A 15,969-nucleotide genomic window follows, 5' to 3' on the forward strand; every position below is an offset into this window, starting at 1 on the left:
AGGTGATGGGGGTGGAGAGCCGCTCGAAACCCTCCACCACCGAGGGCGCGCGCAGCGCGCGCTGGCAGGCGGCCTCGGCGCGTTCCATGAAGGCGGCAGGCGTATTGGCCGGCGCGAAAAGCCCCGCCCAGATCGAATAAACCAGATCATAGCCCTGCTCGCGCATGGTGGGGGTATCGGGGAATTCAGCCGTCCGCGCCTCGGCCATCACGCCCACGGCTTGGAGGTTGTTCACCCGCAGCGCGCCGGGCAGATCGGCATAGACTTCAACATCCTGGCGCAGCAGGGCGATGATCGCCTCGGCGCTGCCCCGGAAGGGCACATGCGTCATGTCCAGATTATTCTGCCGGGCGAGCGCCACCATCACGATATGCGGTATCGAACCCGGCCCGACCGAGCCGTAATTGAAGCCGCCGCGTGCCGCCCGGGCGCGCGCCACCAGGCTGGCCGCATCACGCACCGTGCTGCCGGGGGCGGACATCACCATCACCGGCGCATCGCCCAACTGGCAGAGGGGCGCGAAATCAGCCACGCGATAGGGCAGGTCGCTGCGGAAATGCGGCTGCACCCCCATCGGGCCGGTGGTGGTCAGCAGCAGGGTGGTGCCATCGGGCCGGGCGCGCGCCACCTCGGCCGCGCCAATCGCGCCCGCCGCGCCCGTCGTGGTCTTCACCACCACCTGGGTGCCCAGCGCCTCGCCCAACTCCGGCGCCAGCAGCCGCGCCATCCGGTCGGCCGAGCCGCCAGCAGCGAAATTCACCACAATGGTGATGGGCGCCTGCGCCCGCGCCGCAGGGGCGAGCAGGGCCAGCAGGGCAAGAACGGGCAACAGACGCATGGGGCAAGGCTTCCGAAAAATGTTCGATCGCATATTTTCGCACCCGCGCTCGCCGGGCAAGCGTTCGAAACGGTTAAATTTTAACTGCCCGCCGTTTCTGCCCGCGCACGCGCCAACAGGCAGAGAATCTCGAACATCATCGTTGCACCGGCCAAAGCCGTGGCATTGCCCACATCAAAGGGCGGCGAGACCTCAACCACATCAGCACCCAGAATGCGCAACCCCTCCAGCCCGCGCAGCATGCGAATCGCCTCACGCGGGGTCAGCCCCCCCACCTCGGGCGTGCCGGTGCCGGGCGCGAAGGCTGGGTCCAGGCTGTCGATATCAAAGCTGAGATAAGTCGGCCCCATGCCCACCACCCGCCGCGCCTCGGCCACCACCGCATCGGGGCCCAGCCTTTCGCATTCCTCAATGGTGATGATCCGCACACCCTGCGCCCGGGCCCAATCCATATCATCCATGGCGTAGAGCGAGCCGCGGATGCCGATCTGCACGCTCCGCTTGGGGTCGAGCAGCCCCTCCTCGATGGCGCGGCGGAAGGGCGTGCCATGGGTGAAGCGATTGCCGCCGAAATAGCTGTCATTGGTGTCGGAATGCGCATCGAAATGCACCATGCCGAGCGGTGCCAGCGCCGGCCTTGCGCGCATAATCCCGCGCAGGATGGGCAGCGAGATCAAATGATCGCCGCCCGCCACCAACGTCCATGCGCCGCCAGCGCGGATATCGGCCACCTGCGCGGTGATCAATTGCAGCGTCTCCAGCACATTCACCGGATTGGTGGTGACATCGCCCAGATCCGCCACCGCGCAAAGCTCATAGGGCGCCACGCCGGTCACCGGATTGACCCGGCGCATCAGGGTGGAACTGGCGCGCAACTCCCGTGGGCCATGCCGCGTGCCGGGGCGATTGGTGGTGCCGCCATCGAAGGGAATGCCGATGATGGCGATATCCAGCCCCTCGGCGCTCTCGCGCTGCGGCAGGCGCATAAAGGTCACGGGCCCGGCAAAGCGGGGCATGGTCAGCCCATCGGGCGGCATCGGGTTTGTCATGGGGGAAATCCTAGCCCTATGTCCGCGCGCCAACCAGCGTGGCCACGGCATCGCGCTGCGCCTCGGTCTCCGGGTGAGATCCGGCAGCGTAAACCCGTGCCGCCGCCTCGGCCGGGGCCATCCCCAGGGCGCCGAGCAGGCCCAGCGCCGTCATCCCGGTGCGGCCAATCCCCGCACCGCAATGCAGCAGCAGTGTCTCCCCCGCCCGCAGCCGCGCCGCCTGCAGGCCAAGCCATGCGGCAAAAGCGCCCAGATCATCGGGCACGGAAAAATCCTCCACCGGATGGGCATGCACCTGCCAAGGCGCGGCACCGCTTTGCAGCAGCGTCGCATAGGCGGGGGATTTCTGGGCGATTTCGGCCGCGCCGTTCAGGCACAGCACATGGCCAATGCCCGCCTCTTGCATCGCCGCCAGCCATTGCGCCATCGCAGCCCCGCGCCCCGGCATGGCCGAGAGCCAAAGCCTGCCCGCCACCCCCTCCGGCAGGGGAAGCGGGCGCAGCAGCGGGCTCAGGCCGGAATCCGCACGACAATGCCATCGGTTTCGGCCGAGACCGGGATTTGGCAGGCTAGGCGGGATTCGGGCCGCCGATGCTCCGCCTCGGCCAACATGCTGCGCTCCTCCACATTGGGTGCGGCCAGCCTTTCGCCCCAGGCCGCATCCACATAGACATGGCAGGTGGCGCAGGCGCAGTCGCCATAGCAATCAGCCTCGATGCCCGGCACCTTGGCCGCCAGCGCCGCATGCATCGCCGTCAGCCCCTCCTCGCCCTCCACATCCCGGCGGGAACCATCGGGCAGGGAAAATATTACACGTGGCATGGGCTTCCTCATTGCTAGGCCCATGAAATCGCGCCCGGCGGGTCTTCGTCAAGAACGATGCGGCTTCGTCACGAAATCGGGTCAATCTGCTGTGATATTGCCGGCCTGAATCACCGCCTGCCAGCGCTCCAACTCGCCCCGCACCAGGGCGGTGTATTCCACCGGCCCCAGTCGGCCCGGGCGCACGCCAATGGCGGTGAAGCGCTACACTACCCCCGCATCGGTCAGCAGCGCGGCCAGTTCGCGATCCCAGCGCGCCACGATCTCGCCCGCCACGCCGGCCGGCAGCGAAAAGCCGAACCAATTGGTGGCGGCGGGGAAGCCCGCCCACCTACCCGGCCTGAAGCTCCAACCGGCGCAGCAGCGGCCCCCACCGATTGCTCTCCCTGGTCAGAAAATGGCCGAATTCCGCCGGCGTGGAGCCGGCGGCGAACATCCCCTCATTCAGCATCCGCCCGCGAAAATCATCGCCGCGGATGACCTGCACCGCGGCCTGGGAAATCCGCTCGATCATCCCCGCCGGGCTGCGCGCCGGCACCAGCAGGCCAAACCAGGTCTGCGCCACCACATCGGGCTTGAAATCGGCCACCAGCGGCACCTCCTCATTGCCCGGCATCCGCCTCTCGCCGGTCCAGGCCAGAATGCGGCCGGTGCCTCCGCGGTGCAGCGCCAGGCCGGTGGCACCGCCCACCACCAGCAGGTCTAGCCGCCCGCCCAGCAAATCCGCCACCTGGGCGGAATCCCCCCGATAGGTCACATCCTGCATCCGCACCGAGAAGGCTTCATTCACCAACAGCATGGCAATGTTGTTGAAGCTGGAAGGCCCATTGGTGCCATAGGTGATGGTGCCGGGCCGCGCCGCCGCGCGGGCCATCAGCGCAGGCAGATCCGCCGGCCCATCCGGCCGCGCCACAATGGCGAAGGGCAGGGTGGAAACCAAGGTGACCGGCGAAAAATCCTCCACCCGATAGGAGAGATTGCGCACGATATGCGGGTTGATGGTCAGCGTGCTGCCCGAGGCGATGAGCACAGTATGCCCATCCGGCGCGCTGCGGGCGACGTAATCGGCACCGATCACCGTCGCCGCCCCAGGCCGGTTCTCCACCTGCACCGGCAGGCCCAAAGGTGCGGCCATGCGTTCGGCCAGCACCCTGGCGGTGACATCGGTGGAGCCGCCGGGCGGGAAGGGCACGGTGATGGTCACCGGCCGGGCCTGCGCCTGCCCCGGCTTGGGGGCGGCGGCAGACAGGGCAATGCAGGGCGCGGCCAGCATGGCGCGGCGAGTTGGCATGGGATTCCTCCAGTCTTTGGCAGGATGTTGGCCCGCCCGGCCGGTCAGCGCTACCCGGAAAACGCCTGGGCGCGGACCAGACGGGCATAGAGCCCATCCTGCGCCATCAGCGCGGCATGATTGCCCTGTTCCAACGCCCGCCCCGCTTCCATCACCACGATCAGGTCAGCATCCTTCACGGTGGAAAGCCGATGCGCGATGACCAGCGAGGTGCGGCCCTGCCGCAGCCGGGCGATGGCCTGCTGCACCAACACCTCATTTTCGGCATCAAGCGCCGAGGTCGCCTCATCAAGCAGCAGCACGCGCGGGTTGCGCAGCAGGGCGCGCGCCAGCGAAATCCGCTGCCGCTGCCCGCCCGAAAGCCGCCCACCGCCCGGCCCCAGCGGCGTGGCATAGCCGGCCGGCAGGGCAGTGATGAAATCATGCGCCGCCGCGGCGCGGGCGGCATCCTCCACCTCTTCCTGGGTGGCACCCGGCCGGCCACAGGCGATATTGGCCAGGGCGGTGTCGTCGAAAATCAGGCTCTCCTGGCCGACATAGGCAATGGCATCGCGCAGCCCCGCGATCTGCAACCCGCGGACATCCACGCCATCGAGCAGCACCGCCCCCCCGGTCACATCATGCAGCCGGGGCAGCAAGGTGATGGCGGTGGATTTCCCCGCCCCCGAAGGGCCCACCAGCGCCACGGTCTGCCCCGGTTCGGCGGTCAGCGAGAGGCCGGTCAGCGCCGCCTCCTCGCCCTGGCCATAGGCGAAGGTCACGTCGCGGAACTCGATCCGCCCATGCCCGGCCGGCAGTGGCTTCGCATCCGCCGCATCGACCACGAGGCGCGGCGTATCCAGCACGGCGAAAACCCGCGCCAGCCCCGCCAACCCTTCCTGCAAGGTGGCATTGAGCGAGCCCAGCGCCCGCACCGGGCGCGAGGCAATGAGCAGGGCGGCAACAAAGCCGGTAAACTCGCCCACCGTGCCCAGCCCATTGGACACCCGCCAGCCGACAAAACCCAGCACCGCGGCCACTGTCAGCCCCCCCAGCACCTCCAGCACCGGATCGACCCGCGCACGGCTGGTGGCAATATGGAACAGGGATTCGCGCAAGCCCAAAAAGGCGGCGCCGGCACGGCCCTCCTCGGAGGCTTCCAGCCGATAGGCGCGCACCACGCGGGCGGCGGAAAAACTCTCGGTCAGCAGCGCCGCGGTCTCGCCCACCCGGTCCTGCATGCCCGCACTGGCGCGGCGGATGCGCTTGCCCAGGCGGATGATCGGCACGGCGGCAATCGGGTAGAGCAGCGCCGCGCCCAGCGCCAATTGCCAATCAAGCCAAAGCATGGAGCCAACCAGGCCCAGAATGGTCAGCACATCGCCCAGCCCGCCGAGGGATTTGAACAGCGCATCGCGAATGGCGGTGGCATCGGTGGTGAAGCGCGCCGCCTGGCGGGCCGGGGCCAGCGCCGTGGCAGTGGCCAGATCAGCGCGGGTGAGGGCGATGAACAGCTTGTTCTGCAAAGCCTCCAGCGCCCGCAGCACGGTGCCCTGCAGCACATATTGCTGGGCATAGAGAAAGCCGCCGCGCAGCGCCGTCACCACGATAATGGTGGGCGGCAGCACCCAGATCAGCGTCTCATCGCCACGCTGAAACCGGTCAAACGCCTGCTGGATGACAATGGGGTAGAGCGCGGTGATGCCGGCCAGCCCCAAGGTGCAGAGGGCGGCGGTGGCAATGCGGCGCCGCAGCGGCGAGAGCAATTCGCGCCACAGCCGCGCCAGGAGCGGCAGCGTGCCGGTGATGTTCTTGGCCGATGTCATGGGGCGGTGTTCCGTTTCGCGTATTCGCGCAGTTTCTCCAGGCAGTCTGCACGGCTGGCGCGGGTGGCGGCTTCCCGCAGCCACCATGCCTCAACGGCGCCCAGCAGCCGGCCGAGATCCGGCCCCGGCGGCACGCCCAGCGCCAGCGCATCGCGGCCCTGCAGCGGAAAGACCGGCGGGGGGCCATGGATCGCGGCGCGCTCCGCCGCACGGTCCAGCCCATCACGCGCATCGGCCAGCCAGAGCGGCAAATGCGCATCGGGGGGCATGCCGAAGCGGCTGAGCGCCCGCCAGATCAACAATTCTGCCTCGCTGGCACCGGGCGGCAGCATCGCGGATTGATCGAGGATATGCGCCAGGCGCAGCACCTCCGCGCTGGACAATTTCAGCCGCTGGCCGAGTGCGACATGATCCGCCCCCGCTGGCAGCAATGCCGCCAGCCGCAGCAGCGCATCCACCGGCGCCGCGCGCGCCACCAGCAGGTCCAGCGGTGCCAGATCCACCGGCAATGCCTCCGGCAGCACCGCCCCCAGCACGCCCGTCCGCTCCATCAGCCGCAGCGCATCCGGGGGCTCGGGCGCTTGCAGCAGCCGCTTGATCTCCATCCACACCCGCTCCACCGAAAGCCTGGCCAGCCCCGGCACCGCATCGCGGATCGCCGCCACCGCCTCGCCATCCGGCGCGCCCCGGCCATACCGGGCCCAGAAGCGAAAAAACCGCAAGGCGCGCAGATAATCCTCCGCCAGCCTCGCCCCCGGCACCCCCACGAAGCGCACGCATCCGGCCCGCAAATCCGCCATGCCGCCGAAGTAATCATGCAGCACGCCATCGAGGCCCATGCTCATGGCATTGATAGTGAAGTCGCGCCTCGCCGCATCCTCGCGCCAATCGCCGATCCATTCGACCTCGGCATGCCGGCCATCGGTGGCCACATCGCGGCGCAGGCTGGTCACCTCCACCGGCTGGCGCTCCAGCACCGCGGTCACCGTGCCATGCTGCAAGCCGGTCTCGAAGACTTTCAGCCCGGCCTCGCGCAGCCGCCGCGCCACCTCCAGCGGCGGCAGCGCCACCGCCACATCCACATCATGAATCGCCTTGGGCGGCTCGCACAGAAAATCGCGCACCGCACCGCCCACCGCCCGCGAACCGGGCAATGCCGCCAGCACCGCCGCCGGCGTGCCATGGCGCAGGAATTCGGGCGTCACCGCTCGGGCGTCAGCGTGGCGGGCACGTAGCGCTCGCCGCGTTCCATGCTGCGGTTCAGCCCGTAATGCAGCGCCCCGCCCAGCACCAGCGCCACCGCCAGGGCGGCGGCCAGCACCAGCCAGCCCGAAGGGGTCTCACCGGGGCGCAGATGCCGCCACAGGAAGAGCGCCGCCAAAGGCAGCAGAAAGGCGAGGGCTGCGATGAAGAGCGGCATGGCGCCTATGTAGAGCACGGATCACCCGCCCGGAAGCAGGGCAATCTCGCCGCATCAGGCCATCAGCCTTCGCGCAAGGCCTGGGCCAGAGCGACCAGGATGGTCGCCGTGGCGCCCCAGATGAAGTGCCTGTCATGCGGCCAGACCCAGTATTCCCGCATCCGCCCCTTCCATTCCTTGCTCTCGCGCCGCGGTGCTGCGGGGTCGAGCAGGGTGGCGAGGGGGAATTCGAAGGCCTCCGCCACCTCGGATGGGTCGGGCATCATCGGAAAACCGGGCTCCAGCAGCCCCAGCACCGGAGTGACCATATAGCCCGCGCCGGTCTGATGCCGTGGCATGCGCCCGATGAGGCGGGGCCAGTGCCGCGGCAGGCCCACCTCCTCCTCGGCCTCGCGCAGGGCGGCCTCCTCCGGCGATTCGCCCGCCTCCAGCCTGCCACCGGGAAAGGCGACCTGGCCGGCATGAGCACTCAGATGCGCAGCCCGGCGGGTGAGCAGGATGGCCGGCGCGCGATGCAGCACCAGCGGCACCAGCACCGCCGCCTGCCGCAAGGGCACCTGGCTGACACCGGCCGCGTCATCGGCCGAACCGGGGCCCATGGCATCAAAAAAGCCCGGCCGCGCCAGGCGATGGGCAAGTTGCTCCGGCGTCACCTATTCGGCGGCCAGTTCATGCTGCGGTACATCATCGATGGGGAAGAACACGCCCTGGCTCCACACCCCCAGCACCTGCCGCCCATCCAGGCTCTCAGCCTCAGCCAGGGCGACCAATTCATAAAACACCGCGCGATTGATCCGCGCCTCAAGCCCCGGCCGCACCATCACATAGGGGCGCGGCTCGCGTGAGATCGGGTCAAGCTGAATGCGGATCGGATGTTGGGCATCCGCCGTCACCATCTCATCGAGATTGGTGCGAAAGCTGAGCACCTGATGCCCGCCATCATTGCGCCAGAACAACTCCACCGCGATGAAGGGCGCGTCCTCCACCATGATGAACCCACGCTCCACCGGGGTTTCCAGCACATAGGCGCCATCCGCATCGCGCCGCAGCACCGAGGCGAAGAGGCAGACCAACTCCTTCCGGCCGATGGGGGAGTTCTTGTAATGCCAGGAGCCATCGCGGGCGATGCGGATGTCGAAATCGCCACAATCTCGCTTCGCCCTGCCGGCGCCGCCCTCAGCCGCGCCTGTGACGAGCCCGCCCAGCAAGCCACCGTCCAGCCCCACCGCATTCCGTGCTTTGTCCAAAGGCCCCGCCACCCTTAAGCTTCCCGTCCGACTGCCCACATAGGGGTCATATAGGAAGGCTTCGCGCCGGATGGGAGACGTGTTGGATATAGAAGCGACACAATGGCTCACCGAGGCCGAACAATTGGCCGAAAAGCTCGGCCGCACCCGCGCCGCCATCGCCCGGGTGATCTTCGGGCAGGAGGCGGTGATCGAGCAGGTCGCCATCACCCTGCTCTCCGGCGGCCATGTGCTGCTGGTGGGCGTGCCTGGCCTGGGCAAGACCAAGCTGGTGGAAACGCTGGGCACGGTGCTCGGCCTCGATGCCCGCCGGGTGCAGTTCACCCCCGACCTGATGCCGGCCGATATCCTGGGCTCGGAGGTGCTGGAGGAGGATGCTCATGGCAAGCGCAGCTTTCGCTTCATCAAGGGGCCGGTTTTTTGTCAGTTGCTGATGGCTGACGAAATCAATCGCGCCTCGCCCCGCACCCAATCCGCGCTGCTGCAGGCGATGCAGGAGCACAAGGTGGCCATCGGCGGCGAGGTCTTTGCCCTCCCCAGCCCCTTCCACGTGCTGGCCACCCAAAACCCCATCGAGCAGGAGGGCACCTATCCGCTGCCCGAGGCGCAGCTTGACCGCTTCCTGCTCGAAATCGAGGTCGGCTACCCCGATGAAGCGGCCGAGCGTGCCATGCTGCTGGCCACCACCGGCGGCACCGAGGCCAAAGCCGCAGCGGTGCTGACCGGCGCCGAACTGCTCGCGGCGCAAGCCCTGATCAGGCGCATGCCAGTGCCCGAGACCGTGCTGGAGGCCATATTAAAGCTCGTGCGTGGCGCCCGCCCCGAATCGGCAATATTGCCCGCGGTTCAAAAGAATCTGGCCTGGGGCCCAGGCCCCCGCGCCGCCCAGGCGCTGATGCTCGCCACCCGCGCCCGCGCGCTGCTGCAAGGCCGCCTCGCCCCCAGCGTGGAGGATGTGCTGGCCCTGGCCGAGCCGGTGCTGCGCCACCGCATGGCACTCAGCTTCGCCGCCCGGGCCGAGGGGGTGAAGCTGGGGGAAATGATCGCCCTGCTGAAAGCCTCCATTGCCTAGCGCCGTCCTGCGCGCCGAGGCGCTCGGCGCCCATCTGCCGCCCCTGGTGGTGGAGGCCGAGCGCGTGGCCAGCACTGTCATGCAGGGCGTGCATGGCCGCAGGCGGGCGGGCATGGGCGATAGTTTCTGGCAATTCCGCCCCTACCTGGCCGGCGATGCCGCCGCCCGGGTGGATTGGCGGCAATCCGCCAAGGCCGAGCGGCTCTATCTGCGCGAAACCGAGTGGGAGGCAGCGCAGAGCGTGGTGCTCTGGCGCGATGGCGGCCCGCGCATGCAATGGCGCAGCCATCTGGCCGAGGTGACCAAGAAGGACCGTGCCTCCCTGTTGCTGCTGGCCCTCGCCGTCCTGCTGCTGCGTGGCGGCGAGCGGGTGCGGCTGCTGCCCGGCCCGCCACGGAGTTTCCAAGGCCGCGGCGCGCTGCCCGCTTTGGCTGAAGCCCTCGCCCTCGCACCCGAAGCCCTGCCCAGTGCGGCCGATGCCCTCCCCCGCCACGCCCGCATAGTCATGTTCTCCGATTTTCTCGGCCCGCTGGAGGAAACCCGCGCCATCGCCGCGCAACTTGCCGCGCGCCCGCTCAGCGGCCGCCTGCTGCAGATCATGGACCCCGCCGAGGAAAGCCTGCCCTATGCCGGCCGTCGCCGCTTCGAGGGGCTGCTGGGTGAATTGCCGGCGATCCTGCCCCGGGTGGAAGCGGTGCGTGACCTCTACGCCGCGCGGCTGGCAGCCCAGCGCGCGGGCTTGGCCGATATGGCCGGCGGGCTGGGCTGGAGCTTTTCCACCCACCGCACCGATGCGCGGCCAGAGACGGCACTTTTGGCGCTGTGGCAGGGCCTGGCCCCGGCATGATCGTTTTCGCAGCACCCTGGCTGCTGCTGGCGCTGCTCGGCCTGCCCCTTCTCTATTGGCTGCTCCGCGTCACGCCCCCGCAGCCGCGCGCGCAAAGCTTTCCGGCCATCGAATTGCTGCGTGACCTGCCAGTGACCGAGGAAAGCCCCGCCCGCACCCCCTGGTGGGTGCTGCTGATGCGCCTGGCCGCCGCCGCCTTGCTGATCCTCGGTCTCGCACGCCCCGTTTGGGGCCCGGGGGCGGAGAGCGAAGGCCCAGGGCCGCTCTTGCTGGTGATGGATGATGGCTGGGCCGCGGCCCCAGATTGGGCACCGCGCATGGCCGCCGGCCTCGCCGCACTCGACCGCGCGGCGCGGCAGGCCCGCCCCGCGGCCCTGCTCGCCACCGCCTCCACCGAAACCGCCGCCCCCCCCCGCGTGCTGGGGCCCATGCCGGCGGGAGATCTGCGCGCGAGGCTGCTGGTGCTGCGGCCAAAACCCTGGCCGACCGATCCACATGCCGCCGCCCAGGCGCTGTCAGAGTGGCGCGCCGCCCATCCCGGCCCGCTCACCAGCCTGCACATCACCGATGGGCTGGAGGCCGCGCTCCTGCATGGCCCCCTCACCGCCGCCGGCCCGCTGAGCCTGATGCGATCACAGGAGCGCCCCCGCCGCATACTGGCCGCCCCCCGCGCCGAGCCGGACCGGCTGCATGTCACGCTGCGGCAAACCCCGCTGCCCATCGCCTCCCAGGCCGCGGTGCTGGCGCGCACCGCCGATGGCCGCGCCCTGGCCCGTGCCGTGCTGGCCTTCGCGCCCGGCACCACCGAGGCCACCGCCGCGCTCGAATTGCCGCTGGAAATCCGCAATCAGGTGGTGCGGCTGGAGATTGAGAACGAGGCCGGGGCCGCCGCCGTGGCGCTGCTGGATGAGCGCTTCCGTCGCCGCCCCGTCGGGCTGCTGCCCGGCGCCGAGGAGGGCGCCGATGCGCCGCTGATCGGCGATCTTTTCTATCTCGACCGTGCCCTGGCCCCCTTCGCTGAAATCCGCCGCGGCACGCTCGATGCCCTGCTGGCCCGACCCATCGCCGTGCTGGTGCTGGCCGACCGCCCGGTGGCGCCGGGGCGGGAGGAGCAATTGCTGTCGCGATGGGTCCAGGCCGGCGGCACGCTGCTGCGCTTTGCCGGCTCACGCGTCGCCGAAAGGCCCGATGCGCTGCTGCCGGTGCCATTGCGCGCCGAGCGCGCGCTTGGCGGCGGGCTCACCTGGGAACAGCCGCAATCCCTCGCCGGTTTCGCCGATACCTCGCCCTTTGCCGGCCTGATTGTGCCGGCCGAGATCGCCATCGAGCGCCAGGTCCTGGCCGAGCCCAGCCCGCGCCTCGCCGAGCGCAGCTGGGCCCGCCTCTCCGACGGCACGCCGCTGGTCACCGCCGAAACACGCGGCCAGGGCCGGATCATCCTCTTCCACATCACCGCCACGGCGGAATGGTCCAACCTGCCGCTTTCGGGGCTTTTCGTGCAGATGCTCCGCCGCGTGGTCGCCCTCTCCGCCGGCGTGGCCGGCGTGCCGGAGGGCGAGGCCGCGCTGGCGCCGGTCGAAAGCCTCGATGGTTTCGGCCGCGCTGTACCCCCGCCGCCGGCCGCCGCCGCCATCGCCGCGCCGGCGCTGGAGAGCACCATCCCATCGCCCCGCCACCCGCCGGGCTGGTACGGCATTCCCGGCGCCGACAGCGCCTATCGCCGCGCCCTGAATCTGGGTGCGGCATTGTCCCACCCACAGCCCCTGGCCCCAGCGCCCCCGGATGCGCGCCTGCTGTCGCTGGAGAGCCTGCCCACCGAGCGCGACCTCGGCCCGTGGCTGCTGGCGGTGGCGCTTGTGCTGCTCGCGGCGGATTTGCTGGTCTCGCTGCGCCTGCGCGGGCTGCTGGTATGGCGCGCAGCGGCTTTGGCCCTGGCCCTGGCCCTGCCGGCCCAGGCGCAAACCGCCCCTGAAGGCGCCCCCGCCCTCGCCACCCGCCTCGCCTATGTGGTCAGCGGTGATGAGGCGCTGGATGAATTGCAGCGCCAGGGCCTCGCCGGCCTGTCGGATTTCGTGAATCGTCGCACCGCCGCCGCCCTGGCCGAGCCCATGGCGGTGGTGCCGGGCGAGAGTGATCTGGCGATGTTCCCGCTGCTCTATTGGGCCATCTCGCCCAATGCAGCGCCGCCCTCCGCCGCGGCTTTGGCTGCCCTAAACGCCTTCATGCGCAATGGCGGCATCATCCTCTTCGACACCCGTGACGAGGGCTCGGGCGAGGGGTTTTCCCCCGGCTCACGCGCCGCCCTGCGCCGCATCACCCAGGGGCTGGCCATCCCCGCCCTGGCGCCGGTTGCGGAGGATCACGTGCTGCGCCGGGCCTTCTACCTGCTCCACGAATTGCCCGGCCGCTTCGCTGGCGGCCAGGTCTGGGCGGCGCGGGACCAGGACCGGGCGAATGACAGCGTCTCCCCCGTCATCATCGGCGGGCATGACTGGGCCGGCGCCTGGGCTGTGGATGCCCGCGGCCAGAACCTGCATGCCGCCATCCCCGGCGGCACAAGGCAACGCATCCTGGCCTATCGCTTTGGGGTGAATCTGGTGATCTACGCCCTCACCGGCAATTATAAGGGTGACCAGGTCCATGTGCCCGCCATCCTGGAGCGGCTGGGCCAGTGATGCAGCAATTCACCACCCTCGATGTCGCGCCCATCATCCCACTCTGGCTGCTGGCGGCAGCGGCCGGGCTTTCGGCGCTGGCGTTGCTGCCTGGTTTTTTACGCCGGGCACGCGGCATCTGGTGGCGCGCCGCCGCCTTTGCCGCGCTGCTCCTCGCCCTGGCCAATCCCCGGCTGGTGGAAGAAACCCGCGAACTCCGCCCCGATATCGCCCTGCTGGTGGTCGATGCCTCGGACAGCACGCAACTCGTCCCCGGCCGCGCCGCCGCCATGGCCGCCGCGCGCCAAACCCTGGAGGCCCGGCTTGGCCGGCTCGACAATCTCGAATTGCGCGTGGTGGAAGTGCCCGAGGGCGGCAACCAGGGCACCAGGCTCTTCACCGCGCTGGAACGCGCCCTGGCCGAGACCCCGCGCGCGCACCTCGCCGGGGTGCTCGCCCTCACCGATGGCCAGGTGCATGACGTGCCCCCCACCCCGCCGCTCGATGCGCCCTTCCACCTCCTGCTGCCCGGCCGCCCGGGCGAGATGGATCGGCGGCTGCGGGTGATCGAGGCGCCGGGCTTTGGCATTGTCGGCCGCACGGTGGAATTGCGCGTGGCGGTGGATGATCTGGGCCTCGACAACGCCCCTGGCACGGCGCGGCTGACCATCCGGCGCGACGGTGCCGCCGCCACCGAGGAAGCAGTGCCGGTGGGGCGCGAGCACCGCATCGCGGTGCCCATCGAACGCGGCGGCCCCACCGTGCTCGAATTGCTGGCCGAGCCGCGCGCTGGAGAGGTGTCAGCGGCCAATAACCGCGCCGTCATCACCATCAATGGCGTGCGTGACCGGTTGCGGGTTCTGCTGGTCAGCGGCGAGCCGCATGCGGGTGAGCGCACCTGGCGGCGGCTGCTCAAGGCCGATCCGGGCGTGGATCTGGTGCACTTCACCATCCTCCGCCCACCCGAAAAGGATGACCTGACGCCGCTGAATGAATTGGCGCTCATCGCCTTCCCGGTGCGCGAATTATTCCAGGTGAAGCTGCGCGAATTCGACCTCATCGTCTTCGACCGCTTCGCCAATCGCGGCATTCTGCCGCCGGCCTATATGCGCAACATTGCCGAATTCGTCCGCGCTGGCGGCGCGCTGCTGGTCAGTGTGGGGCCGGAATTCTCCGGCCCCGCCAGCCTGGCCAATACCCCGCTGGCAGCCGTGCTGCCGGCCCGGCCGGTGGCGCCGCCGAATGCCATTCAGGAAACCCCCTTCCGCCCGCGAATCTCCGATGCCGGCCGCCGCCACCCGGTGACCGATGGGCTGCAACCCGGCCCGGAGCCCGAATGGGGCCGCTGGTACCGCTACCTGCGCAGCGAGGCGCGCGGCGGCACCACGGTGATGGAAGCCCCCGAGGGCGCGCCGCTGCTGCAGCTTGACCGGGTGGGGCAGGGCCGTGTCGCCCTGCTGCTGAGCGACCATATCTGGCTCTGGGCGCGCGGCCATGAGGGCGGTGGCCCGCAGCAGGAGCTTCTCCGCCGCATGGCGCATTGGCTGATGCGCGAGCCTGAATTGGAGGAGGAGGATCTCACCGCGCGAATCGAAGCCGGCCGGCTGCAGGTGGTCCGCCGCAGCCTCGCCCCCGGCCCGCCGCCTGAGATCGTGATCACCGCGCCCGATGGTTCCACCCAGCGCCTGCCCCTGGCACCCAGCAGCGGTGGCCGCGCCACGGCCGAAGCGGAGGCCATGGCGGCGGGGATGTGGCAGGCCAGCGATGGCCGCCGCCAGGCCTATGCCGCCGCAGTGCCGGCCAACCCCGCGGAACTGGCGGATTTGCGCGCCTCGCCCGAGCGGATGGCGGCGCTGCTGCAAGCCAATGGCGGGGCCATCCGCTGGCTGGGTGATGGCAGCCGGCTGCCCGAATTGCGCCGGGTGACGGCTGGGCGTGACATGGCGGGGGCGGGTGCTGCCGGCTGGATTGGCCTGCGGCGCAATGCCGACCACTCTGTGACCGGCATCTCAGCCCTGCCGCTGCTGCCGCCCTGGCTGGCACTGCCGCTGCTTCTCGGCCTCGCCCTGCTGGCATGGCGGCGGGAGGCGCGTTAGAACCACCCCATGCGCATCCTTCCCGCCCTTATCACCCTCTCCCTTCTTCTGCCCGCCGCCGCCATGGCGCAGGGCCGCATGGGCGCCAATAATCCGGCGATGCGCCCGCCCGAGGCGCCGCGCGCACAAGATAGGCCCGCCGGCCTGCCCGGGCTCACCGCCAGGCCCAGCCAGGTCATTCCGCCGACGACCATCCCCTCCTCGATGAACCCCAATGATGCACTATTCGATGCGATCTCGCGCGGCGATGTGCCCACGGCGCGCGAGGCGGTGGCGCGCGGGGCGGACACCAATGCCCGCAACGCGCTGGGGCTGACGGCGGTGGATTCGGCCGTGGATCAGGGCCGGCCGGACATGATCTTCTACCTGCTCTCCCTGCGCGGCTCCGCCGGTTCCGCCGCCGCGCCCGAGGGCAATACCCCGCCGCCGCCAGCGCGCAACCGCGCCGCCCAGCGCGAGCCCCGGCCCAGCCCCACCGCACCCGCCGCCACCGCCCCGGTGCGCGACCCGGCACCGGCGCGCACCGCCCGGCTCTTTGCCAATGATGGCGGCGCGGCGCAGCCGCAAATGGGCTTCCTGGGCTTTGACGCCGGCCGCGCCGCGGGTGCCACCGCCAGCCATCCGCATGAATCGCGCAGCCGTGGCGAGGCGCGTCGGCAACGCGCCCCGGGTTAGCAGGCCGCTGAAAAACGACAGCGATGGAGAATGAGATCGAGGGGCAAAGCCCTTTCGCTCTTTCTTTCCCTCCGCCATCAGCGTTCTCCAGTAGCCCCCGAGGCCATTTCCAAGCCTTGCGGCTTTGCCCCCGGTGAAATGGCCCCAGGCTCG

15 protein-coding genes are annotated in these 15,969 nt (G+C 70.0%); 5 read left to right on the forward strand and 10 right to left on the reverse strand.

Translation table 11 applies throughout. The features are described 5' to 3' along the window. The 10 genes from ABWP84_RS07930 to ABWP84_RS07975 all read right to left on the reverse strand — a co-directional run. Positions 1-838 (reverse strand): tripartite tricarboxylate transporter substrate binding protein (locus ABWP84_RS07930; RefSeq protein ID WP_353211478.1); only part of this gene is annotated, 838 nt, incomplete at its 3' end. Positions 839-918: 80 nt separating this feature from the next. Then, entirely contained in the window at positions 919-1,887 is a 969-nt protein-coding gene (gene speB / locus ABWP84_RS07935; protein WP_353211479.1) for an agmatinase, read from the reverse strand. A gap of 16 nt (positions 1,888-1,903) precedes the next feature. After that, positions 1,904-2,362 carry a tyrosine-protein phosphatase gene (locus tag ABWP84_RS07940; protein WP_353211480.1) on the reverse strand — a complete coding sequence of 153 codons (459 nt, stop codon included), beginning with the start codon at positions 2,360-2,362 and terminating at the stop codon, positions 1,904-1,906. Positions 2,363-2,397: 35 nt separating this feature from the next. After that, positions 2,398-2,709 (reverse strand): 2Fe-2S iron-sulfur cluster-binding protein, encoded by a 312-nt coding sequence (locus ABWP84_RS07945; RefSeq protein WP_353211481.1) that lies wholly within the window; start codon positions 2,707-2,709, stop codon positions 2,398-2,400. A gap of 331 nt (positions 2,710-3,040) precedes the next feature. Further along, the gene (locus ABWP84_RS07950; RefSeq protein WP_353211482.1) at positions 3,041-4,000 is read right to left on the reverse strand and encodes a tripartite tricarboxylate transporter substrate binding protein; all 960 of its coding nucleotides are present in this window, start codon (positions 3,998-4,000) and stop codon (positions 3,041-3,043) included. A gap of 50 nt (positions 4,001-4,050) precedes the next feature. Further along, positions 4,051-5,805 carry an ABC transporter ATP-binding protein gene (locus tag ABWP84_RS07955; protein ID WP_353211483.1) on the reverse strand — a complete coding sequence of 585 codons (1,755 nt, stop codon included), beginning with the start codon at positions 5,803-5,805 and terminating at the stop codon, positions 4,051-4,053. Continuing rightward, complete coding sequence (locus ABWP84_RS07960) at positions 5,802-7,010, reverse strand: CCA tRNA nucleotidyltransferase (protein ID WP_353211484.1); 1,209 nt, start codon at positions 7,008-7,010, stop codon at positions 5,802-5,804. Before ABWP84_RS07960 ends, ABWP84_RS07955 begins: the two co-directional genes overlap by 4 nt. After that, positions 7,007-7,243 carry a hypothetical protein gene (locus ABWP84_RS07965; protein WP_353211485.1) on the reverse strand — a complete coding sequence of 79 codons (237 nt, stop codon included), beginning with the start codon at positions 7,241-7,243 and terminating at the stop codon, positions 7,007-7,009. The genes ABWP84_RS07960 and ABWP84_RS07965 overlap by 4 nt, the downstream gene beginning before the upstream one ends. 44 nt (positions 7,244-7,287) lie before the next feature. Further along, a complete protein-coding gene (locus ABWP84_RS07970) occupies positions 7,288-7,878 on the reverse strand; it encodes a CoA pyrophosphatase (protein ID WP_353211486.1) in 591 nt (196 codons plus the stop codon). Continuing rightward, positions 7,879-8,472, reverse strand: a complete 594-nt coding sequence (locus ABWP84_RS07975; RefSeq protein WP_353211487.1) for a DUF1285 domain-containing protein — start codon at positions 8,470-8,472, stop codon at positions 7,879-7,881. Positions 8,473-8,542: 70 nt separating this feature from the next. On the opposite strand from ABWP84_RS07975, the gene ABWP84_RS07980 reads away from it, so the two are divergent. From ABWP84_RS07980 to ABWP84_RS08000, 5 genes are read left to right on the forward strand one after another with little or no spacing between them, the layout of a single operon-like run. Beyond that, positions 8,543-9,544, forward strand: coding sequence for an AAA family ATPase (locus ABWP84_RS07980; protein ID WP_408904254.1), 1,002 nt, complete (start codon positions 8,543-8,545; stop codon positions 9,542-9,544). Continuing rightward, on the forward strand, positions 9,537-10,391 hold the full coding sequence (locus ABWP84_RS07985; RefSeq protein ID WP_353211488.1) for a DUF58 domain-containing protein: 855 nt from the start codon (positions 9,537-9,539) through the stop codon (positions 10,389-10,391). Before ABWP84_RS07980 ends, ABWP84_RS07985 begins: the two co-directional genes overlap by 8 nt. Further along, positions 10,388-13,066 carry a DUF4159 domain-containing protein gene (locus tag ABWP84_RS07990; protein WP_353211489.1) on the forward strand — a complete coding sequence of 893 codons (2,679 nt, stop codon included), beginning with the start codon at positions 10,388-10,390 and terminating at the stop codon, positions 13,064-13,066. The genes ABWP84_RS07985 and ABWP84_RS07990 overlap by 4 nt, the downstream gene beginning before the upstream one ends. After that, a complete protein-coding gene (locus tag ABWP84_RS07995; RefSeq protein WP_353211516.1) occupies positions 13,066-15,141 on the forward strand; it encodes a hypothetical protein in 2,076 nt (691 codons plus the stop codon). Before ABWP84_RS07990 ends, ABWP84_RS07995 begins: the two co-directional genes overlap by 1 nt. A 9-nt stretch (positions 15,142-15,150) precedes the next feature. Continuing rightward, positions 15,151-15,816 (forward strand): ankyrin repeat domain-containing protein, encoded by a 666-nt coding sequence (locus tag ABWP84_RS08000; RefSeq protein WP_353211490.1) that lies wholly within the window; start codon positions 15,151-15,153, stop codon positions 15,814-15,816. Positions 15,817-15,969 lie beyond the last annotated feature (153 nt).

It is taken from the genome of Rhodovarius sp., assembly GCF_040399605.1.
GTDB lineage: Bacteria > Pseudomonadota > Alphaproteobacteria > Acetobacterales > Acetobacteraceae > Rhodovarius > Rhodovarius crocodyli_A.

What these genes read in the sequence shown, in the direction of transcription:
- speB (WP_353211479.1), bottom strand. Translation starts at nt 1,887, where the DNA reads ATGACAAACCCGATGCCGCCCGATGGGCTGACCATGCCCCGCTTTGCC.
- ABWP84_RS07945 (WP_353211481.1), bottom strand. Translation starts at nt 2,709, where the DNA reads ATGCCACGTGTAATATTTTCCCTGCCCGATGGTTCCCGCCGGGATGTG.
- ABWP84_RS07955 (WP_353211483.1), bottom strand. Translation starts at nt 5,805, where the DNA reads ATGACATCGGCCAAGAACATCACCGGCACGCTGCCGCTCCTGGCGCGG.
- ABWP84_RS07990 (WP_353211489.1), top strand. Translation starts at nt 10,388, where the DNA reads ATGATCGTTTTCGCAGCACCCTGGCTGCTGCTGGCGCTGCTCGGCCTG.
- ABWP84_RS07980 (WP_408904254.1), top strand. Translation starts at nt 8,543, where the DNA reads ATGGGAGACGTGTTGGATATAGAAGCGACACAATGGCTCACCGAGGCC.
- ABWP84_RS07950 (WP_353211482.1), bottom strand. Translation starts at nt 4,000, where the DNA reads ATGCCAACTCGCCGCGCCATGCTGGCCGCGCCCTGCATTGCCCTGTCT.
- ABWP84_RS07995 (WP_353211516.1), top strand. Translation starts at nt 13,066, where the DNA reads ATGCAGCAATTCACCACCCTCGATGTCGCGCCCATCATCCCACTCTGG.
- ABWP84_RS08000 (WP_353211490.1), top strand. Translation starts at nt 15,151, where the DNA reads ATGCGCATCCTTCCCGCCCTTATCACCCTCTCCCTTCTTCTGCCCGCC.